Genomic DNA, 22764 nt, shown 5'->3' with positions numbered 1-22764 from the left:
ATTACTTAATGATTAATTGTTAATTAAGATATTGTGAGTAATGCGTTAAGTTTATGTTATCTAAAAATTCTATTTATGAAATAGAATTATGATTTCAATTTTTGTTTCTGTGATAATACATTTACTTTAGCATTAAATTCTAAGAAATGGCAGGAAATTCCTATGGAAAATTATATACACTTACCACTTTTGGTGAGTCGCACGGTACTTCAATTGGTGGTATTATTGATGGTTGTCCGTCAGGGATAGTCATCGATTTAGAAAAAATTCAATATGAACTCAACCGTCGTAAACCAGGTCAATCTGAAATTGTTACCCAACGCAAAGAGCCTGACGAAGTCGAATTTTTATCAGGAATATTTGAAGGCGTTACCACAGGTACCCCCATCGCATTTCAAATTACAAATACCAATCAAAAATCTAAAGACTATTCCCATATAAAAGATGTTTACAGGCCGAGCCACGCCGATTACACCTACGATCAAAAATATGGAGTTCGCGATTACCGCGGAGGCGGTCGCAGCTCAGCCAGAGAAACTGCCAGTAGAGTAGTAGCTGGAGCTATTGCCAAACAATTATTAAAGGATATTAAAATTACGGCCTATACAAGTTCTGTGGGAGATATTGAATTGTTAAAACCTTATCAAGATCTCAATTTTGAGGAAATTGAAAACAATGACGTGCGTTGTCCAGATGCCGAATTGGCCCAGCAAATGAAAGATAAAATCAAAGCTATAAGAAAAGAGGGCGATACCATCGGTGGCACGGTAAGTTGTGTTATTCAAAATGTTCCCGTTGGTTTAGGCGAACCAGTTTTTGACAAATTACATGCCGAATTAGGCAAAGCCATGTTGTCAATTAATGCTGTTAAAGGTTTTGAATACGGCAGTGGATTTCACGGAACCAAAATGAAAGGTAGTGAACACAACGATTTGTTTAATAACGATGGAAGTACGAAAACTAACAATTCAGGAGGAATTCAAGGTGGTATTAGTAATGGCATGGATATTTATTTTAAAGTAGCTTTTAAACCTGTTGCTACGGTTATTCAAAAACAAGATGCCTTAGACGCTAACGGAAATATTGTTGAAATGCAGGGCAAAGGGCGTCACGATCCTTGTGTGGTTCCCAGAGCGGTGCCCATTGTTGAGGCTATGGCGGCATTGGTGATAGCAGATTACACACTCTTGCGCAGGCAGGAGTCTAAGGTTTGGTAGTGTTTCTATTTGAGATAAATCTACCAATTTATAAAACTAAATAAATAATTACGAGATTCCTGCCTTCGCAGGAATATATGGCTTATGAAAAAACTAGCATTACACTGGAAGATTATCATCGGAATGGTTTTGGGTATTATTTGGGCCTTAGTCTCAAGTTCCTTAGGTTGGAGCGCCTTTACCATCAACTGGATTGATCCGTTTGGTACGATTTTCATCAATTTACTTAAACTGATTGCCGTACCGTTGGTTTTATTTTCCATTATTAGTGGTGTGGCCAATATTGGCGATCCTTCTAGTTTGGGGAGAATGGGAGGTAAAACTTTGCTGATTTATTTACTGACAACCGTAATGGCTATCGGATTAGGACTGCTACTTGTAAACATTATAAAACCTGGAAAATTAATAGATGAGCAAAGCCGAATAGACAATAGGATTAGTTACGAAATATGGGCATCCTCGCAAGGATATGAGGTGAAAGATGGTATTAACTACCTTCAAGATCCTGACTTTTTTGAGCGGGCTCAAGAAATTTCGAAACTCACCAAAAGCGAATTAAAGGAAGCTTCCATTTCCGAAAAATTAGATACGGCAACCAAACGCAAAGATGTAACGCCACTACAACCTTTGGTAGATATTGTTCCTGACAACTTTTTTTATTCTTTGTCTAACAATGGTTTAATGCTTCAAATTATATTCTTTGCAATATTTTTCGGGGTCTGTTTGCTTTTTATACCAGATCAAAAGTCGCAACCGGTGTTAAATTTGGTAGATGGCATAAATGAAGTCTTTTTAAAGATGGTTGATTTAGTCATGCAGGCTGCACCATTTTTTGTTTTTGCCTTATTGGCCGGAGTTGTCAGCAAAATGGCAGGTAATGATGTAGGTAAAGTTATAGAAATATTTAAAGGATTAAGTTGGTATTCACTAACTGTTTTAGGAGGATTGTTGCTAATGATTTTTGCCGTTTACCCACTTATACTTAAAACCTTCGTGAAGAAAATTCCCTATGCCGGCTTCTTCAAAGCAATGAGCCCTGCACAAACCTTAGCATTTTCAACTTCCAGCAGTGCGGCAACATTACCAGTTACAATGGAATGTGTTGAAAATAACCTAGGCGTAAGCAAAAAAATCAGCAGTTTTGTTCTGCCTATAGGCGCGACAGTAAACATGGATGGTACGAGTTTGTACCAAGCCATTGCGGTTGTGTTTTTGGCTCAAATGCACATGATTGATTTAACTCTAGGTCAGCAATTAACCGTAGTTTTAACGGCTACTTTGGCGTCTATTGGATCCGCCGCGGTGCCAAGTGCCGGACTGGTTATGTTAATAATAGTTTTAGATTCTGTTGGTTTAAATCCAGCTTGGATTGCCATAATCTTTCCTGTAGATAGAATTTTGGATATGTTTAGAACGGTAGTTAATGTTACTGGTGATGCTACTGTTTGTTCTATTATTGCCGATGGTGAAAATATGATGGATTATGACCCCTCTAAAAATCCTACCGAAACGTTCGATTTAGACTCTTAAATTCTTCATTGTTAACATATTTATTTTATATTTAAACGAATTAAAATTAATCAGATGAATATTTGTTTTATAATGTATCCTTGGGACACAATCGATGCAGAAAATGATACCAGTTTAGCACTTATTAAAGAATGTGTTAGACGTGATCATGGTGTTGCCATGTGTACGCCTGCCAATCTTACGATTAGAGATAGTGTTACCAATGCATTTTGTAATGTTATCACAAGAATGGATAAGGTGCCAAGCGGACTAAAAACATTCTATAATAAAGTTACTCTGCGCGAAGAAATGCTACCATTGGCTGGTTTTGATGCTATTTTCTTTAGAGCCAATCCACCGTTAGATCCTATTATGCTTAATTTTTTAGATTCTGTAAAAGACGATGTATTTATTGTAAACTCCTTGGAAGGTATGCGTGAAGCCAATAACAAGCTATATACCGCTGCTTTTGGCGATGCACACAGCAATATTATTCCGAATACTCATGTCTCCAAAAACAAAAAGTATCTGATCAAGCAAATTAGAGATTCTAAAGCAGACAAAATGATTCTGAAACCACTTAATGGCTATGGTGGTTCAGGTGTAATTTTAATTGAGAAATCGGCGATGAGTAATATCAATTCGCTACTAGATTTTTATATCTCAAATTCTGATGGCTCTTCCAACTACGTCATTTTACAAGATTATATTGAAGGTGCCGATCAAGGAGATGTTCGAATTCTTCTTCTAAACGGCGAACCGATTGGTGCTATGCGACGTATTCCAGGCAATGATGATCATAGGTCAAATGTATCGGCTGGCGGAAGCATTGCCAAACACGTTTTATCTAAGGAAGAGAAGGACTTATGTAAACAAATAGGTCCTAAATTAGTGAAAGACGGTTTATACTTTGTGGGTATCGACGTTATTGGAGGTAAATTAGTTGAAGTAAATGTGATGTCACCGGGCGGTATAACTTATATTAATAAGGTTTATAAACCAAAGGTGAAAGTTGAAGAACGTGTTATAGATTTTGTTGAAAGCAAAGTTCTGGACAAGCTTCAAAAATTCGACCGTCGTGCCAGACTGAGAAAAACTGTTGAAGACGCTTAAAAATTCTTAATCATGCATTGGACAAAAAACGAGTTAATAGCTTATATACTTCTATTTGCGGCGCATTCAGATTTTAATGAATCGAATGAGGAACGCAATGCGATCATTTCAAAGGTAAACATGCAAACTTTCCAGAAGATTCATGACGAATTTAAGTCAGATAATGATTATCAATGCTTAGAGAAAATTCAAAAAGGATTAGATCATTACAATTTTACTTCTAAACAAATTGATACATTACTGCTTGAAATCAAACAGATGTTTCAAGCTGATCACGATTATAATATTCTTGAGCGCAACATGATGTTGTTTTTGAAAAAAATTTTAAAATAGATGATGCAAAAACTATCTGTTGACGAAATTATTTCCAAAATTGATAAAGCTAAAACTTTTTATGCAGTATCTAACGATTATAGCTTCACTTTAAAAATTGATACTTACGTTCCTTACTTATGTGCTGCCATTCATGATGGCCATCAGTTTAGAAAAGAACTGTGGGAAGCTTGTTTGCACACCGAATACGATCGTTGGTACGAAGAAGACCCCGAAACCAAACGCATGATAGATACCCAACCAATTGTGTTGGCTTCTATGGATTCACGATTTGAATACGATTTAAATAGAACACCTGAAGAAGCGGTTTTTATTACAGCATGGGGAAAACAACTTTGGAAAACACCGCTATCTAAAGAACAAAAACAACGAAGTATTACAAAACATCAAAATTTCTACAATGTAGTGGATGCACTATTAAACCAATTAGAACACCAGTTCAAACATTGCGTAGTATATGATATGCACAGTTATAATTGGCAACGTTGGGATAGGGAAGTGCCAACATGGAATTTAGGTACCACAAATATCAACAACGATAAATTTGGCAATCAAGTTGAATTATGGCGGAAAAGTCTATCCGAAATTAAACTACCAAATAATATTCAACAGACGGCTAAAATTAACGACACCTTTTGTGGCAATGGATATTTTTTAAAACATATAAGTTTTAATTTTGAAAATACCTTAGTTTTGGCAACCGAAATCGCAAAAGTGTATTGTGATGAATACCAACAAATTATTTATCCAGAAGTTGTAGCCGCTGTGCGAAATGAACTGAAAAATAGAATTCCAAAACACGCCAAAGAATTTATAAAGGCTTTTAGTAATTAAATAAAATGTCTCAAATAAAAACTACCGACGAATTTCAACACTTATTTGAAATCGATGCCAATCTCAACCGATTGGTTAAAAATATTGAATTGCTTAATTATATCAATCCGCAAAATATTGAAAGCGAAAAAAAGCAATTTTTCAGTTCAAAATATACCTACGAACCAAAACTTAAATACCCGAAAATCAAATTCAATGGGTACAAATTACACCGATTGTTTTTTTCGCAGCGACTTGAGCGCATTCAGGATGAAGACATTAAACAGCTTTACGAAGACATTATTTACGAATATTCTGGTTTAGTTGAGTGCATTCAAACCATTGGCCAAGGACGAAAATTTTATTACAACAGCTTAAAAAGCTTTGGTTCGCCAACCCAACGCAGTATTGACAACGCTAATTTTATACTGCGCTTTAGTGATTCTGAATTTGATGAAGATTTACTGCCTCTATATAATGTGTACGATGCAAAGGCTTATTTTGAGGATTTTTCCGAGCGATACGATTTCAATTACACGGTAAAATTATCAAATAACCTATCAGCCGCCGCTATGGTATTGAGTAATTCAAAAATGCTGGTATTACGAAAAAATCATAAGTTTAGCAAAAACCAACTCAAGGTTTTGGCCAATCATGAAATTGGTGTTCACTTAGTAACAACCTTTAATGCTTTTGAGCAGCCTTTAAAAATATTTGCGAACGGCTTTCCGAATAATGTAGAAACGCAAGAAGGCTTAGCAGTCTATTCCGAATTTATGAGCGGTTGCTTAACCATTGAACGATTAAAAGAATTGTCGTACCGCGTAATTGCTGTTGACAGTTTACACAAAGGATTTACTTTCGCTGATACTTTCGATTTGCTTTATAGTCAGCATAAGCTAAATAAAGATAAGGCTTTTGGCATTACGCTTCGGGTGCATCGCGGTGGCGGTTTTACCAAAGACCACTTATATTTATCTGGTTTAACTACTGTATATAATTATGCCAAAAATGGTGGTGATTTGGGATTATTACTAACAGGCAAGTCTTCAATAGAATATTTGGAAACTATCAAGAAACTACAAACCCTAGGTCTAGCTATTAAGCCTAAACATTATACCGATGCTTATTTTACAAATGATAACGCCAACAATAATTTGGAGTTTATTTTGAAAAGCTTGAAATAAAATAGTTACATTAAGTTGTTATACAACCCATTAATGAGTGCATTTTATAGAAGAATTCTGCATAAGGATTTTATTCAACAATTATTTAGCGCCATATATCGAGAATCTTGCTTTCAAATTAAACACTTGAAGTACATTTACAATATCAATATAATGTGCTATTAATCAATATTATTCCCTCAATAATATTTCAACAAATTTTTATTTTGAATAGGTTAAATTAGTTTTTAAGTTAGTTGTTAAATTAGAAAAAGCCCTTTACTCGAGGGCTTTTTTTATGGAAGAAACTTTTCTTTTAATTCCGGGGTAGGTATCATACAATTGTCTTGTTTGCCATACCATTGGTAACGATTTTTCGCTATATAATCATACACCCAATTTCGAATAAACGCTGGAACAATTAAAAACACAGCCAATAAATTTATAGGAAAACCCATTTTGGACGCAATTTTCAAAGCGGCAGTTGATTTTAAAGAAACACCTCTAGCTGGCTCATACAATATGATGGAGTCTATTTTACTGTTGTCAATTCTAAATTCTTTTAAAACAGCTGTGGCCGTTTCTCCTTGTAAGGCCGTGAAAAGAAACTTATTCTTTTTATCGCGTTTAATTACAAACTGCACACTGTTATTACAGAGGTTGCAAACACCGTCAAATAATATAAGATTTTTATGTTTTGGAATATATGCCATTCTAACTTTTTACCACTAGTTCTAATAATTCAAGATTTACATTGGTTGTAAACATACCATAATTTACTATAGCCTTATTTTTTTCAATAGTGTCTATGCTGCCAACCGCTTTTCCGTCATGCATACGTACACGATCGCCTACTTTTAAAACAGGTTTTGGTGGCTCTGGTTTATTTGCTAATTTAATTTTAGCCTCTTTTTTCTGTTTGCGTATAAGGTCTACCTTTTGTTCCGCTTCACGTTTAACAATGGTTTCTTTATCCTTTTGTACTTGCCGTTGTTTGACAGAAATTTTTTCTCGCTTTGAATTTTCAACTTGAACCAATTTAAACAAATCGTCCATCAATTCGCGTTTGCGTTTGTTGTTAAAAAACTTATCTGCAATATCATTAAATTTTTGACCAAGATAAATGAGCCGTTGGTTGCTGTCATAAAGTTCTTGGTAACTCTCCAATTTTTTTTGAATCTTTATATTAGTTTCCTCCAGCTTATCGGCTTCAATTTGCTTTTTTCGTTCGTTTTCCTTGAGAGATTGCTCAGTTTTTTCAAGCTTACTGCGTTCTTTCTGAAGCTTGGCTATGGTGGCATCAAAACGCACTTTACCGCGCTCGATTTTCTTTTTGGCACGATTTACCAAACTAAAAGGAATCCCGTTTTTTTGAGCCACTTCAAAAGTGAAAGAACTGCCAGCTTGACCTAAGGCGAGCTTGTAAATGGGCTCCAGACTTTTCTCGTCAAACATCATATTGGCATTCAACATGGCAGGCAATTCATTCGCTAGTACTTTTAGATTGGAATAGTGGGTTGTGATAATTCCGTAGGCATTGCGATGGTAAAACTCTTCTAAAAAAGTTTCAGCCAAAGCGCCACCTAGTTCTGGGTCGCTTCCCGTGCCAAATTCGTCAATTAAAAACAAGGTTTTGTCGTTGCATTTTTTCAAAAAATAATTCATTTGTTTGAGTCGGTAACTATAAGTACTCAAATGATTTTCAATAGATTGGTTATCGCCTATGTCCGTGAGAATTCTTTCAAAAAAACAAACGTTACTACGTTCATGCACCGGAATAAGTAAACCACTTTGAAGCATCACCTGCAACAAACCAACCGTTTTTAAAGTAATGCTTTTACCACCAGCATTTGGTCCAGAAATTACAATAATTCTATTTTCTTCATGTAGCTTAATAGATTGTGGATAGGTTTTTTGATTTTGCTTTTTATTAGAAACTAACAATAAAGGGTGATAGGCATCTATAAGCGACAATTCCATATGCTGATTGCGTTCTGGCAAAACAGCATTGATACTATTAGCATATTTAGCCTTGCTATAAATTGTATCGATACTTGTTAGAAAAGTTTGATAATCCTTAAGAAGTGCAATAAACGGTCTTAAAAAATTGGTTAATTGTTTTAAAATCCGCTCTATTTCTTCTTTAATGTCATACTCCAAATTTTGAAGTTCTCTTGTATATCTAAAAGTTGCTTCAGGTTCGATGTAAACAATGCTTCCCGTTTTGCTATTGCCCATAATACTGCCTTTCACTTTGCGACGATGCATAGATTTCACGGCTAAAACACGACGGTTGTCAACCACACTTTCTTTTATTTCATCTAAATAATCACTGGCATTGCTTGTAGTAAGCGCTACATTAAAACTCTGATTAATTTTTCCTTTAATGCTATTGGCAGCGCGACGCAATTGATATAGGGTATCCGAGGCACGGTCCTTCACATCACCGTATTTATCTATAATCGCGTCAATTTCGGTTATAATTTCCTTTGTAACTTCAACACTTTGAGAAAATTCAAAAAGGTTAGGGTAGTAGTCTTTAAATTTTTCAAGGAATTTAATTAAGGTATTTGATGTTTCTGAAATGGCCGATATTTTTCTAAAACTCTGGGTTTCTAAAAATGAGTTTTCAATATTTAAGAGTTTTATTTCGTGAGAAATTGGTTCAAACCCGTGGTTTGGAATGCGATTATCATTGGCAAATGAAGCTAGATATTCGTTCGTGAGAAGTAGTGATTGCTCTAATAAATTTATATCGGAAATAGGTTCAATACCTAAAACTTCTGCCTTACCTAAAGATGTTATACTATACTCGGAAACTTGATTGAGTACGGTATGAAACTCAATGTCTTCAAGCGTTTTTGAATGGATGTTAATCATGGTTTAATAAAAAGCATTTTTTTACAAATTTAGGCAATAGAACATAAATTCATGTTGTAATTAGTAATTGTGTTAACAGTATTATTATTTTTGAATTTTAAGAACAATATGAAGGTCAACATCAATGTATCGTGGCAACCCTATATCAAAGACGAATTTACCAAACCGTATTTTCTGCAGCTTGTAGAATTTGTAAAAACTGAATACCAATATCATACTTGCTTTCCGAAGGGGACGCATATTTTCAATGCATTTGAACAATGTGAATTTGATAATCTTAAAGTCGTTATTATAGGTCAAGATCCCTATCACGGCGCGGGACAAGCAAACGGATTGTGTTTTTCTGTAAACGATGGCATCGCGCATCCACCGTCTTTGATAAACATATTTAAAGAATTGGAGAGCGATCTACATGTTCCATATCCGAAATCCGGAAATTTGGAACCTTGGGCCAAACAAGGTGTATTGCTTTTAAACGCAACTTTAACGGTGCGAAGTAGTGCCGCCGGAAGTCATCAAAATAAAGGTTGGGAGCAATTTACCGATACCGTTATTAAATTGATAAGCGAACACAAAAAGAATATTGTTTTTTTACTCTGGGGGAATTTTGCTAAGCGAAAAGCGACTTTAATTGAAGTGAATAACCATCACATCTTAACCTCGGGGCATCCTTCGCCATTAAGTGCTAATAGAGGGTTATGGTTTGGCAATAAGCATTTTAGTAAGACTAACTCCCTGTTGGAGCAAGCTGCTCTTGATAAGATTGATTGGTCGTTGTAACACGATTTTCTGAAAATAAAACTTTTGGGGGTTTTGAAACTGATTTTACGTTTGATTTGTTGCAGCTAAAGGCTAATAAAAAGAAATTAAAGGCTACTAGAACCGATAAAATGAGAGTAATTGTTATGACCATAAATTTTATTATTTTGTTCTTATCAGAAATTCGGGTTAACAAATGTAATAAAATTGTTGAATTGTAGATACTTATATTTAAAAAAAGTTAATGATTTCTTAAAAAAATTCTACTAAAAACTCTTTTTTTCGGTTAATTTCAGTTTTATTTCTTAATCTAGAGTGCAAAAGTATGAACAAAGTCTTGGTATGACTTCTCCTCTGAAATTAGACCTAACGACTTTAATTTATCTTGAACTCTGTAAATTTGATCTTGAGTAATTTGTTTTTGTGACCATTCGGTAAGGCTCAACCATTCTTGTATATCTATGAGTTTTTGATGATATCGATTGGCTAAAGTTTGATCTATACTAGGAATGGATTTAAACTCAACCGTCGTATTATTTATGATTTGTAAAATAATTTTCAACGAACCACTCTGATTTTCAATAAAATTTTTGCTTGCTGCTATCACAAAACATGGCCATGGGGTTGGACAACTTTCAATCAGTTTAAAGGTATTGTCATCAACTAAAGGCTTGGTTGTAAATTTTTCCCACATAAAATAGTCCGCTTTACCTTCAGTAAGGCTTTCAACAGCACCATCGAGATTTTTTATTACCTCAAATTGTAAATCCGTGTTTATATCCCAACCATTATTTTCGGCATTTACAAAAGCCATTAAATGCGAACCAGAACCATATCTACTGATGGCTGCCTTTTTACCTTTTAAATCTTCAAGGGTTGACAAATGTGAATTTCCCGCAGCATGAATGCCCCAAATCAATGGTGACTTCACAAATACTTGAACGATTTTACTTGAATTTCCTTCTACTATATCTTTAACGATGCCTTCAGTCAGAATAACGGCTAAATCCAAAGTTCCGTTTCGTAAGTCTTTGGCCATCTCACCCGTACCGCCAAAATAGTCGCGCCATCTTAGGTTAATACCTTCTTTTTTATATTCGCCGTTTTTTAAGGTTAAATACCAAGGGAGATTAAAATGTTCTGGAACGCCACCAATATTTACTAAATTCATGATAATACTAAAAAGTTATAATTGTAACATTTTTTCCAAAGCATAAACAATTAAATTATTTACCGTCTGTCTTGGATCTTTGCTAAATGTGCCATTGGCTCGATTCGCGATTATGGCATTCAAAGACAAGGCATTATGTCCTAATAATTTTGAAAGTCCGTAGATTGCAGAAGTTTCCATTTCTAGATTTGCAATCCTTAAGTCTTTATATTGGAAATTATCCATTTTTAGGTTTAATTCCGGATCTTGTAATGGCAAGCGTAACACACGTCCTTGTGGACCGTAAAAGCCACCAGCAGTTGCTGTCATTCCTTTGTGTATGAAATCGTCCGTAAACAAAGATTCTAAATAGTTGCTGTTTTCAACAATTATTGGTCTGGCTTTTTGCGGACTCCAATTGGTATGATTTATAAATGCATCTTCAATTTCTTTGCTGGCAATAGGTTCAATTTGATAAAAATGCATCATCCCATTGATGTCTAAACCATGAGTGCTTAATACAAACGCATCAACAGGAATGTCTTTTTGTAAGGATCCAGAAGTTCCAATTCTGATAATATTCAGACTTTTCAATTCGCTTTTTGGTAGGCGCGATTTTAAGTCTATATTAACCAAAGCATCCAATTCGTTTAACACAATATCTATGTTATCTGGACCAATTCCTGTTGAAATAACGGAAATTCGTTTTCCTCTATAATAACCAGTTTGTGTTTTAAATTCCCTTTTTTGAATTGAAAACTCTATGGATTCGAAATGCGATGTAATGCGTTCAACCCGATCTTGATCACCTACAAATATCACGTTATCTGCAATATGTTTGGGTAAAAGATTGAGGTGATAGACACTGCCATCTGGATTAAGTATGAGTTCTGAGGCTTTTATAGACATTTAATAAATTTAGTAATTAGTTTTTAAAAGGAAATTCAACCGCCAACGCGTTTTACCTTAAATCCTTTTTCTTTGAGCATGCTCATGATTTGGTCGCGGTAATCGCCTTGAAGAATAATTTCGTCATTTTTAAAACTACCACCAACACTTAGCTTGGTCTTTAGTTCCTTGGCTAATTTTTTAAAATCTTCATCGGCACCGGTGTAACCAGCAATTATGGTAGTTGGCTTTCCTTTTCGCTTTTCGTATTTGCAAAGTAAAGGCTCATCTTGTAACCATATTTGATTTTCGTCAGAAATCTCTTGTTCTGGTTCTGATGAAACATGATCTGGAAATAAGTTTTTTAACTGATTTTGTAAATCCATAATATTTATAAATTTCAAAAAAATAAATTCCAAATTCCAAAAGACTACAGGTGTTATATTGGAATTTGGAATTTTTAAAATTGGTAATTATTTATTTTACTTTTTAACCAACCCTAATTCAACCAGACGCTCATGTAAGAATTCACCCGCTGTAATGTCCTCGAATTGTTTAGGTTTATTATCATCTATGCATTTATCGAGTACATCTAATTTCATATCACTAATAGGGTGCATAAAAAACGGGATAGAGTACCGTGATGTTCCCCATAATTCTCTTGGAGGATTAACCACGCGATGTATGGTAGATTTTAATTTATTATTGGTATGTCTAGACAACATATCGCCAACGTTTATCATGAGTTCGTCTGGTTGGGCAATAGCGTCAATCCATTCGCCTTTGTGATTTTGAACCTGTAAACCTTTGCCTTGTGCGCCCATTAAAAGCGTAATCAGATTAATATCTCCGTGGGCTGCAGCTCTAACAGCATCTTTTGGTTCTTGTGTGATTGGCGGATAATGAATAGGTCTTAAAATAGAATTGCCGTTATGAATAAAATTATCAAAATAAGTTTCTTCTAAACCTAAATGTAGCGCCAAGGCACGAAGCACATATTTGGCTGTTTTTTCGAGCATTCGGTAAGCTTCTTTGCCAACTTTATTAAATTCAGGAAGTTCTTTAACTACAACATTTGCAGGATATTCTATTTCTAATGCTGGGTTATTTTCAACGTACTGACCAAAATGCCAAAACTCTTTTAAATCGCCTTCCTTTTTGCCTTTAGCGCTTTCTTTTCCAAAGGAAACATAACCACGCTGACCACCAATTCCTGGAATTTCGTATTTACGTTTGATATCAACAGGAAGGTTGAAAAAATTCTTTACTTCAGCATATAATTTATCTACCAAAGCGGTATCTAAAAAATGGCCACTTAGGGCTACGAAACCAATTTCTTCGTAGGCTTTACCGATTTCATCAATAAATCGTTGTTTAGATTCAGCATCGCCTGATACAAAATCATTCAAATTAACACTAGGAATTACGTTCATGGAAGTTTATTATAAATTTTCAATACTTACAAATGTAAAGAATTCTCATTAATTACACATTTGTTGCAATTGATTTGAAAAATTATCAGCTCTTAAAATATTTGGGCTAATTTTAATTACTTTTACCCAATCAACTATTAACTCGCATCATTTTTATGCAGACTACTGCTAAATCTCAAATTATTTACGATACCAGAAATTTTTCTAATTCTCTTTTGCTTTCGCTTTATAGAAATATGCTGAAGCCAAGGCTAATTGAAGAAAAAATGTTGATTCTTTTGCGCCAAGGCAAAATATCCAAATGGTTTTCTGGCATTGGTCAAGAAGCAATTTCGGTGGGTGTAACCATGGCTTTAAACGACGACGAATACATTTTACCAATGCATCGAAATTTAGGCGTATTTACCACTAGAAATATACCATTAAATAGATTGTTTAGTCAATGGCAAGGAAAGTCTAACGGTTTTACTAATGGTCGTGATCGTTCTTTTCATTTTGGTACTCAGGAATATAAAATTGTTGGTATGATTTCGCATTTGGGTCCGCAGCTTGGTGTAGCCGATGGTATTGCCTTGGCAAGTTTAATCAAAAAAGAAAAAAAAGTAACAGCAGTTTTTACGGGTGAAGGTGGTACAAGCGAAGGTGATTTTCATGAGGCACTAAATGTTGCTTCGGTTTGGGATTTGCCTGTTTTGTTTTGCATTGAAAATAATGGCTACGGATTGTCTACACCAACCAATGAACAATATAACTGTAAAGATTTAGCCGATAGAGGTAAAGCCTACGGTATGGATTCATTTATAATTGATGGCAATAATATTTTGGAGGTATACTATTTGGTTCAAAAACTTGTCGAAAGTATGCGTAAACAACCACGGCCTATTTTGCTAGAATTTAAAACGTTTAGACGCCGAGGTCATGAAGAAGCTAGCGGTACAAAATACGTTCCCGACGATTTAATGAAAGCTTGGGAACAGAAAGACCCGCTAGATAATTACAAACAGTTTTTGTTGGAAAAACAGATTTTAACGGAAACGCAACATCAGCAATTAGTTGATGAATTCAAATCTGAAATTGACTTAAACTACAAGTTAGCCGATGAAGAGCCCGCAATTATTCCAAATTTAAGTAAAGAATTAAGTGATGTTTACAAACCATATAATATTGAAGTGATTAAGTCTGATTCTAAAACACAAGAGATTAGATTTATTGATGCTATTTCCGACAGTTTAAGATTGAGTATGAAACGACATAAAGACCTTGTAATTATGGGTCAAGATATTGCTGAATACGGTGGCGTTTTCAAAATCACTGATGGTTTTTTAAAACAATTCGGAAAGGAAAGAGTTCTAAACACACCAATATGCGAATCGGCAATAGTAGAAGTTGGAATGGGTTTGAGTATTAAAGGGATAAAAAGTGTTGTAGAAATGCAATTTGCCGATTTTGCAACCTCTGGTTTTAATCCTATTGTCAACTATTTAGCAAAATCTTATTACCGCTGGAATCAAAACGCCGATGTAGTGGTACGTATGCCTTGTGGTGCTGGTGTTGCGGCTGGCCCGTTTCACTCCCAAACCAACGAAGCTTGGTTTACGAAAACACCTGGTTTAAAGGTAGTATATCCGGCTTTTCCTGCCGATGCCAAAGGCTTGCTAGCAACTGCAATTAACGATCCGAATCCGGTTATGTTTTTTGAGCACAAGGCCTTGTATAGAAGTATCAAACAAGAAGTACCAATTGATTATTTCACCATTCCATTTGGTGAAGCTTCACTATTGAAAACTGGCAATCACGTTACCATAATCACCTATGGAGCAGGCGTACATTGGGCCTTAGACACCTTAGATAAAAACCCAGAAATTGAAGCAGATTTAATTGATTTAAGAACGCTTCAACCCTTAGATACTGAAACCATTTTCAAGTCGGTAAACAAAACAGGTAAAGCCATTATTTTGCAAGAAGATTCTCTTTTTGGCGGCATTGCTTCTGATATTTCGGCATTAATTATAGAAAATTGTTTTGAGCATTTAGACGCACCAGTACATCGAGTTGGCAGTTTAGAAACACCAATTCCCTTTATCAATGCTTTGGAAGACCAATATTTAGCAAAAGGAAAGTTTGAAACCGAACTAAAAAAACTTTCGGCTTACTAAATTCATCATTAAAAATAAAATTGAAATATGCTGTCACGCAGAACTAAATATGGTATAAAAGCCCTTACCTATATGGGAAAGCTTGATTTTGGTTCTAAAGTTCAAATTGCTGTTATTTCTAAAGAAGAAAATATATCACATAAATTTTTGGAATCTATTTTGTTAAGCTTAAGAAAAGCTGGCTATTTAGGCTCTAAAAAAGGAAAGGGTGGAGGCTACCACCTTTTAAAACCAGCCAATGAAATTTGGATGATTGACGTCATCCGTTTACTCGAAGGTCCCATTGCAATGCTCCCTTGTGTAAGTCTGAATTTTTATGAAAAATGCGACGATTGTCCAGACGAAGCCAAATGTGCCATCCATAGATTAATGTTAGAAGTTCGCGATAGCACTTTAGCGGTGCTGCGTCCAAAAACGCTTCAAGATCTGGTTGACGCCGTTAAATAATTTTTTTTCTGCTTGATAAAGTGTAAATATTTCGGGTAGAATTGTTATTACCATCATAAACATTACTTTTTTTTGCTTTTTGCTTGTTTATTCAGAATATCATTTTAGATTTGTACCCTACAACTCCGATAGGGAATATATTTAAATTGAAGAATTATGGCTTTACAGACATTATTTAATTCAAAATCAGGACAGAATATTTCAATATCTAAAACAGAAATGAGTCGATGTTGTTGTTGTATTAAATCATCAACGCGAAGAAGATTGGTCAATCTATTTCCCATAATGTATTGCATGGCGCTATAAATCGTACCAAAACAATACTCTTTAAAAGCATTTGTAAAATACATTTTTTTTATTCACGCATTTAAAGCCTTGAAACCAAAAAGTCATTTTACAATATTAAATCATTACAATCATGAATCTTTCACAAATAAACAAACAATTAAAAGGTATAGATCCATTAGAAATAATTGAATATAGTCTTTCCAACACAAAAAAACCTGTTATTACCACTAATTTCCGACCCTACGAAGTTGTAATTATACATGCGGTAACACAGGTAAAACCAGACATTAAAGTTATCTGGTGCGATACCAGTTATAATACACGAGACACGTATAAACATGCACAGTACTTAATAGATACACTAAAATTAAATATTGATATTTATGTACCCAAGCTATCGGCTGGCTTTCGCGATGTGCTACTTGGTATTCCTGAAGTAGACACAAAAGCACATCAAATATTTACTGAGCAGGTGAAACTTGAACCGTTTAAAAGAGCCATGAAAGAACATCAGCCAGACTTGTGGTTTACGAACTTAAGAAAGGGCCAAACGGCATTTAGAGATAGTATAGATATTTTTTCCAAAGGCAGCGATGGTGTTTTAAAAGTGAGTCCTTTTTATTATTACAGCGATACCCAATTAGATGTTTACATTGAACAACATAAACTTTTAAACGAACATCGTTACTACGATCCAACCAAGGTCTTGTCTAACAGAGAATGTGGTCTTCATGTCTAGCAAATATTTTCTTTAAAAAAATAAAAATGAGAAGTTTTAGAACAGAAATAGAAAACCCTATTGTTGAACAAGACATCATCGATTTGCAACGCAAAATCCAACTTTTTAAAGATGGTAAAATTGATGAAGAACGATTTAGAAGTTTACGATTAGCGCGTGGCGTATATGGTCAGCGTCAATCAGGCGTTCAAATGATACGCATAAAAATTCCTTATGGAAGATTAACCAGTGCCAAATTGCACCAAATTGCTGATGTAAGTGACGAATATTCTACTGGACGACTCCATATTACGACACGGCAAGACATTCAAATTCATTATGTAAGCTTAGACAGAACACCTGAACTTTGGGCAGAACTTGAAAAAGAAGAAGTGACACTAAGAGAAGCATGTGGCAATACAGTTAGAAATGTTACCGCCTCAGAATTAGCAGGCATAGATCCAGATGAACATTTTGATGTAACTCCCTATGCCGATGCCTTATTCCGATATTTTTTGCGCAATCCTGTTTGTCAGGAAATGGGTCGAAAATTTAAGATAGCTATTTCTGGTTCTGAAAAAGACGATGCACTAACTTTTATGCACGATTTGGGCTTTATTGCACAAGTTGATTCATTTCAAAACAAGGGCTTTAAGGTAGTTCTTGGTGGTGGCCTAGGCTCGCAACCAAAAGAAGCGGATGTTATTTTCAATTTCTTAGCGGCCGATGAGATTATTCCATTCACCGAAGCTGTTCTTCGAATATTTGACCGTCATGGCGAACGCAAACGTCGTTTGAAAGCACGTCTGAAATTTTTGATTACCGATATTGGATTAGATACATTTTTGGCTGAATTGAACCTAGAAAAAAAAGCCTTAGCCCATCAAACGTTTAAAGTTGAATACGAAGAAATTGAAATTATCAAGAATCAGATCGAAGTACCAACTGATGTTTCGGTTGATGAAAATTTTATTCATTGGAAAGCCACCAATCTCATTCAGCAAAAGCAAAATGGATTATTCGCAATTGGAATCAAGGTAAAATTGGGAGATTTTTATACCAAACAAGCACGATTCCTAGCAGATTTGGCGCGTCAATATGCAACTTCTGAAATTAGATTGACCTTAAGACAAAACATTATTATTCCGCATGTTCGGGAAGATTTATTACCATTTTTCTACCAAGAACTAAAAAAAATAGGATTGGCTGATATCGGTTTTAACAGCACTGCCGATATCACGGCATGTCCTGGAACCGACACTTGTAATTTAGGTATTGCCAGCAGCACAGGTATTGCGAAAGTTTTAGAGGAAGTTCTTCAAAATGAATATCCACAATATTTAAACAATAAGGAGATTCTTATTAAAATAAGTGGATGTATGAATGCTTGTGGTCAGCACAATATGGCACATATCGGATTTCAAGGTATGACCATTAAGGTTGGTCAGCAAGTGGCACCCGCTTTACAAGTATTACTAGGTGGCGCTGTTTTAGGAGATGGCAAAGGTAGGTTTTCTGATAAATTGATTAAAATTCCTAGCAAACGCGGACCAGAAGCCTTGCGTTTGATATTGAATGATTATGAAACCCACGGTAAATCGCATGATTTTATAAGTTATTATGATCAACAAGGCACTACTTATTTCTATGATTTGCTAAAACCACTTGCCAATACGGATAATTTAATTCCATCAGATTATATAGACTGGGGACATGAAGAAAACTATCAAAAATTAATAGGTGTAGGAGAGTGTGCAGGTGTGGTTATTGACTTAGTAGCCACTTTATTGTTTGAATCTGAAGAAAAATTAGACGCTTCAAGTAAAGCTTTGAAAAATTTCCAATTCGCAGATGCTATATACCATGCCTACAACGTTTTTGTAAATGTTGCCAAGGCACTTTTAACGGCCGATTCTATTGCCTGTAATACACAAGCGAATATTATAGAGGCTTTTGATGAGCATTTTATACAATCAAATAGAATTCACTTAGAAAGTTCGTTTGCCGAATTGGTTTATCAAATTCGCGATAACAAACCAAATGCTGAATTTGCTGAGGCCTATGTATTAAAGGCAAAACATTTTTATAATCTTACTTTCAAATTTTATTCCGAACAATTAAAATCGCCTACATCATGAATACACAACCAAAACTTACGCTTGTTGGCGCTGGACCAGGCGATCCCGAACTTATAACACTTAAAGGTGTTAAGGCTTTGCGGAATGCGCAAGTAATTCTGTACGACGCTTTGGTAAATACAACCTTGTTAGACTACGCTCCGAATGCATTAAAGATTTACGTGGGAAAACGTGCGAATAAACACACCTTCACACAAGATGTAATCCATCAAATGATAGTGCAATACGCTTATAAATACGGTCACGTAGTGCGGCTTAAAGGAGGTGATTCATTTGTTTTTGGAAGAGGTTCGGAAGAAATTAATTACGCCAAACTTTTTTGTATAAAAACCGAAGTAATACCTGGTATTTCATCGGCCTTTAGTGTGCCAGCCAGCATTGGCATTCCAGCAACTGAACGCGGTGTTTCCGAAGGTGTTTGGGTGATAACTGGCACCACCACAAAGCGTGACATATCAAAGGATATTCATCTTGCAGCCCAGTCTAATAGCACCATTGTGATTTTAATGGGTATTAAAAACTTATCCAATATAGTGAAAGCTTTCAAAAATGAAGGCAAAATTAACTTGCCTATTGCCATCATTCAAAATGGAACCTTACCACAACAGCGTGAAGTTATTGGAACCATTTCAAACATTGAACAGCAAGCTAACGAAGCGAATATTGGTGCTCCTGCTATTATAATTATTGGTGAGGTTGTAAATAGCAATGTTGCTTTGCGAACCGTAATTGAACAACAAATATCATTTAACTAATGGAACGCAACGAGCTGTACCCCGTATTTTTAAAAACAGATAAAATTCAGTTGCTAATTATTGGTGGAGGCGAAGTAGCGCACGAAAAGTTAAGCTTTCTTTTGAAGTCAAGTCCTAATACTCAGGTGAAGCTGGTTGCTACATTTTTCCGTGAGCAAACTATGGATATTATCAACTCATTCAATTTAACGTATAGTGTAAAAGCTTATGATGAGTCGGATTTAAACAAGGTTAATATCGTTATTGCAGCCACTGATTCAATAGCTGTCAACAAACAAATTTATGCCGATGCCAAAGCGCAAGGCATACTCGTAAATGTTGCCGATACACCTGAATATTGTGATTTTTACCTCGGTGGTATTGTAACAAAAGGTCATGTGAAAATTGCCATTTCAACCAACGGAAAATCGCCGACCATGGCCAAACGACTTCGTCAATTTTTTGAAGAGGTCTTGCCAGAAAACATGAATGAATTAGTGCTAAACATTAACGACTACAGAAAAAAACTCAAAGGTGATTTTGAGGAAAAAGTACACGCTTTAAATGAGCTAACAAAAGAATTTGTAGAACAAAAAAATAACGATGATTAAAACAGATATCTTAATTATAGGTGCCGGTCCGGTAGGTTTATTTACAGTATTTGAAGCAGGCTTGATGAATTTGCGATGCCATTTAATAGATGCCTTACCACAGCCTGGCGGACAATGCTCTGAGATTTATCCGAAAAAACCTATTTACGATATTCCCGGTATTCCTGAGGTATTGGCTGGTGAGTTGGTGAATAATTTAATGGAACAAATTTCACCCTTTCAACCTGGTTTTACCCTTGGCGAGCGCGCCGAAACACTTGAAAAATTAGAAGACGAAAGTTTTATAGTTACCACCAATTTCGGAACCCAACATCATGCAACAGTTGTGGTAATAGCAGGTGGATTGGGTTCGTTTGAACCGCGTAAACCGCCGATTTCAAATATTACATCGTATGAAAATGGAAAAGGCATTCATTACTTCATAAAAGACCCTGAGGTATTTAGAGATAGAAAGGTGGTGATTTCAGGTGGTGGCGATTCAGCATTAGACTGGTCTATATTTCTTTCAAATATTGCCTCAGAATTAACGCTTATTCACAGACGAAACGAATTTAGAGGTGCCTTAGATTCGGTTGAAAAAGTTAGAAAATTAACTTCCGAAGGAAACATCAAGCTTATAACAGAAGCCGAGGTTATTGCTCTTGAAGGAGAACGTCATTTAAAAGCGATTGTAATTAAGCACAATAACGAAACACTTGAAATTAAACAAACGGACGATTTTGTGCCATTATTTGGATTGTCTCCAAAATTAGGTCCTATAGGATCTTGGGGATTAGAAATTGAAAAAAATGCTATAAGAGTGAACAACGCTTTAGACTATCAAACCAATATTCCAGGTGTTTTTGCAGTGGGCGATGTCAATACTTATCCCGGTAAGCTCAAATTAATTTTATGCGGCTTTCACGAAGCAGCGGTGATGGTTCAATACGCCTACGCAATCATTCATCCAGATAAAAAGTTTAATATGAAATACACCACTGTTAATGGTGTGCAAGGTTTTAATGGCACTGTTAAACAAGCTCAAAAGGCCGAAATAATTGCTATATAATTAGTTAGATTGAAAAGTTTTGGAAACTGCTTCGACTTCGTCTAAAACGCGCAATAAGTTTCCGCTCCAGAGCATTGCTATTTGATTTTCGGTATAACCTCGTTTCACCAATTCTAAGGTCACGTTGAAGGTTTCGGAGGCGTCAGTCCAGCCTTCAACACCGCCACCACCATCAAAATCACTACTAATACCAACATGTTCTATTCCCATTTTTTCAACTAAATAGTCGATATGATCCACAAAATCTGAGACATTAACGGCTTCCGGAATTTCCGGATTTGATGCAGCTTTTTTATCTGCAAGTGTTAAAATCTGATTTCGATAATCTCTAAAAATCTCTTTTTCTGTTTCGCTTAAAGCTCTAAATTCATTTCGGTTGTACCATTTCACACCCAAGGAATCGGCAACCGCTTTTCTTATTTCAGTAATGGCTTCATTTCTTGCGTTATACTTATCGGTATTCAAATAAGATTGGAATGCTACGGTTTGCACCACGCCACCATTATCTTTCATCCATTCTAATTGTTCATCATCTAAATTTCTACTGTGATTGCAAAGTGCTCTTGCAGAGGAATGTGAGGCAATAATTGGCGCCTTCGTTAGCGCAATCATTTGGCGCATCGCTTCTTTGGAGGGATGCGACACATCAATCATCATTCCTACGCGATTCATTTCAATAACCACTTCTTTGCCCAATTCACTCACTCCGTCGTGCAGCCATTCGCCATCTGCCTCACCAGTATTACTGTCGCATAACTGACTATGCCCGTTGTGAGATAAAGACATGTAACGTGCACCCAGATTATAAAACTTTTCCACATTACCAATATCAGTACCAATGGGATAACCATTTTCAATGCCTATCATGGCCACTTTTTTACCAGATGCAACAATGCGCCTTACCTCATTTGAATTGGTAGCCAATTCAATTTGATCGGGAGCAAAGTCATTGACTAACCTGTGAATAGCATCAAATTTAGATATCGCGTTGTCGTAGGCCTTTGCATAACCTTCGGCCGTTAAGGTATCTTGACCAGTGTAAACAATAAACCATGCTACATCCAGTCCGCCGGCTTTCATGTTTGGTAAATTGACCTGCGAATCGGTTTGTTGGGTATAATTAATGGAATCTGTAAAGTTTTTAATATTAATATCGCAATGGGTATCAAGTGTAATTACTTTTTTATGAATGGATTTCGCCAATTCAATTATTGCTAAAGAATCTTTTGCAGTGGACGAATCAGTGTTGTTTTTGTGATCATTACAAGAGTTCAACATAAAAATTGAAATAAATAAGGTGATAATTAACTTCATTATAAATGGTTTGAATATTTGTGAAAATACAACAATGCATTTAATATTG

Annotated in this window: 21 protein-coding genes; 14 read left to right on the top strand and 7 right to left on the bottom strand. The window is 35.5% G+C overall.

The genetic code is table 11. From position 1 onward, the window contains the following. Positions 1-146 precede the first annotated feature (146 nt). From aroC to V7Z48_RS03910, 6 genes are all read left to right on the top strand, one after another. On the top strand, positions 147-1217 hold the full coding sequence (gene aroC, locus V7Z48_RS03935; protein ID WP_334112092.1) for a chorismate synthase: 1071 nt from the start codon (positions 147-149) through the stop codon (positions 1215-1217). A gap of 84 nt (positions 1218-1301) precedes the next feature. Continuing rightward, a complete protein-coding gene (locus V7Z48_RS03930; RefSeq protein WP_334112091.1) occupies positions 1302-2747 on the top strand; it encodes a dicarboxylate/amino acid:cation symporter in 1446 nt (481 codons plus the stop codon). Between the two features lie 54 nt (positions 2748-2801). Beyond that, positions 2802-3839, top strand: a complete 1038-nt coding sequence (gshB, locus tag V7Z48_RS03925; RefSeq protein ID WP_334112090.1) for a glutathione synthase — start codon at positions 2802-2804, stop codon at positions 3837-3839. Positions 3840-3851: 12 nt separating this feature from the next. Further along, positions 3852-4172 carry a hypothetical protein gene (locus V7Z48_RS03920; protein ID WP_334112089.1) on the top strand — a complete coding sequence of 107 codons (321 nt, stop codon included), beginning with the start codon at positions 3852-3854 and terminating at the stop codon, positions 4170-4172. A gap of 3 nt (positions 4173-4175) precedes the next feature. Then, positions 4176-5006, top strand: a complete 831-nt coding sequence (locus V7Z48_RS03915) for an N-formylglutamate amidohydrolase (RefSeq protein ID WP_334112140.1) — start codon at positions 4176-4178, stop codon at positions 5004-5006. A gap of 5 nt (positions 5007-5011) precedes the next feature. Next, positions 5012-6172, top strand: coding sequence for a flavohemoglobin expression-modulating QEGLA motif protein (locus V7Z48_RS03910; RefSeq protein WP_334112088.1), 1161 nt, complete (start codon positions 5012-5014; stop codon positions 6170-6172). Between the two features lie 275 nt (positions 6173-6447). Here V7Z48_RS03910 and V7Z48_RS03905 read toward each other — a convergent pair whose 3' ends face one another. Continuing rightward, positions 6448-6864, bottom strand: a complete 417-nt coding sequence (locus tag V7Z48_RS03905; protein ID WP_334112087.1) for a thiol-disulfide oxidoreductase DCC family protein — start codon at positions 6862-6864, stop codon at positions 6448-6450. A gap of 1 nt (position 6865) precedes the next feature. After that, complete coding sequence (locus V7Z48_RS03900; protein WP_334112086.1) at positions 6866-9031, bottom strand: endonuclease MutS2; 2166 nt, start codon at positions 9029-9031, stop codon at positions 6866-6868. Between the two features lie 108 nt (positions 9032-9139). Between V7Z48_RS03900 and ung the strand changes: the two genes are divergently transcribed. Then, positions 9140-9811 carry a uracil-DNA glycosylase gene (gene ung, locus V7Z48_RS03895; RefSeq protein ID WP_334112085.1) on the top strand — a complete coding sequence of 224 codons (672 nt, stop codon included), beginning with the start codon at positions 9140-9142 and terminating at the stop codon, positions 9809-9811. 289 nt (positions 9812-10100) lie between these two features. On the opposite strand, the gene V7Z48_RS03890 is transcribed toward ung, so the two are convergent. The 4 genes from V7Z48_RS03890 to V7Z48_RS03875 all read right to left on the bottom strand — a co-directional run bounded on the left by V7Z48_RS03890 (position 10101) and on the right by V7Z48_RS03875 (position 13261). Then, positions 10101-10961, bottom strand: a complete 861-nt coding sequence (locus V7Z48_RS03890) for a substrate-binding domain-containing protein (protein WP_334112084.1) — start codon at positions 10959-10961, stop codon at positions 10101-10103. A 15-nt stretch (positions 10962-10976) separates the two neighbouring features. Beyond that, complete coding sequence (locus V7Z48_RS03885) at positions 10977-11849, bottom strand: nucleoside phosphorylase (RefSeq protein WP_334112083.1); 873 nt, start codon at positions 11847-11849, stop codon at positions 10977-10979. Between the two features lie 35 nt (positions 11850-11884). After that, entirely contained in the window at positions 11885-12214 is a 330-nt protein-coding gene (locus V7Z48_RS03880; protein WP_334112082.1) for a translation initiation factor, read from the bottom strand. A 96-nt stretch (positions 12215-12310) separates the two neighbouring features. Continuing rightward, a complete protein-coding gene (locus V7Z48_RS03875) occupies positions 12311-13261 on the bottom strand; it encodes an isopenicillin N synthase family dioxygenase (protein ID WP_334112081.1) in 951 nt (316 codons plus the stop codon). Between the two features lie 155 nt (positions 13262-13416). Here V7Z48_RS03875 and V7Z48_RS03870 point away from each other — a divergent pair, with 155 nt between their 5' ends. From V7Z48_RS03870 to V7Z48_RS03840, 7 genes are all read left to right on the top strand, one after another. Next, positions 13417-15417, top strand: a complete 2001-nt coding sequence (locus V7Z48_RS03870) for an alpha-ketoacid dehydrogenase subunit alpha/beta (protein WP_334112080.1) — start codon at positions 13417-13419, stop codon at positions 15415-15417. 27 nt (positions 15418-15444) lie between these two features. Next, a complete protein-coding gene (locus tag V7Z48_RS03865; RefSeq protein WP_334112079.1) occupies positions 15445-15864 on the top strand; it encodes an RrF2 family transcriptional regulator in 420 nt (139 codons plus the stop codon). Between the two features lie 418 nt (positions 15865-16282). Continuing rightward, positions 16283-16891: a phosphoadenosine phosphosulfate reductase domain-containing protein gene (locus tag V7Z48_RS03860; RefSeq protein ID WP_334112078.1), complete on the top strand. Its 609-nt coding sequence runs from the start codon at positions 16283-16285 to the stop codon at positions 16889-16891. Between the two features lie 26 nt (positions 16892-16917). Beyond that, on the top strand, positions 16918-19008 hold the full coding sequence (locus V7Z48_RS03855) for a nitrite reductase (protein WP_334112077.1): 2091 nt from the start codon (positions 16918-16920) through the stop codon (positions 19006-19008). After that, a complete protein-coding gene (cobA, locus tag V7Z48_RS03850; RefSeq protein WP_334112076.1) occupies positions 19005-19763 on the top strand; it encodes a uroporphyrinogen-III C-methyltransferase in 759 nt (252 codons plus the stop codon). Before V7Z48_RS03855 ends, cobA begins: the two co-directional genes overlap by 4 nt. Next, positions 19763-20353: a precorrin-2 dehydrogenase/sirohydrochlorin ferrochelatase family protein gene (locus V7Z48_RS03845; RefSeq protein WP_334112075.1), complete on the top strand. Its 591-nt coding sequence runs from the start codon at positions 19763-19765 to the stop codon at positions 20351-20353. The genes cobA and V7Z48_RS03845 overlap by 1 nt, the downstream gene beginning before the upstream one ends. Further along, entirely contained in the window at positions 20346-21401 is a 1056-nt protein-coding gene (locus V7Z48_RS03840) for an NAD(P)/FAD-dependent oxidoreductase (RefSeq protein WP_334112074.1), read from the top strand. The genes V7Z48_RS03845 and V7Z48_RS03840 overlap by 8 nt, the downstream gene beginning before the upstream one ends. Here the strand turns inward: V7Z48_RS03840 and V7Z48_RS03835 are convergent, their stop codons facing one another. Beyond that, positions 21402-22715 carry a dipeptidase gene (locus V7Z48_RS03835; RefSeq protein ID WP_334112073.1) on the bottom strand — a complete coding sequence of 438 codons (1314 nt, stop codon included), beginning with the start codon at positions 22713-22715 and terminating at the stop codon, positions 21402-21404. Between the last annotated feature and the right edge of the window lie 49 nt (positions 22716-22764).

Origin of the sequence: Paucihalobacter sp. (assembly GCF_036825875.1) — a bacterium.
Lineage (GTDB): Bacteria > Bacteroidota > Bacteroidia > Flavobacteriales > Flavobacteriaceae > Paucihalobacter.
This window is presented reverse-complemented; position numbering and strand designations above follow the sequence as displayed.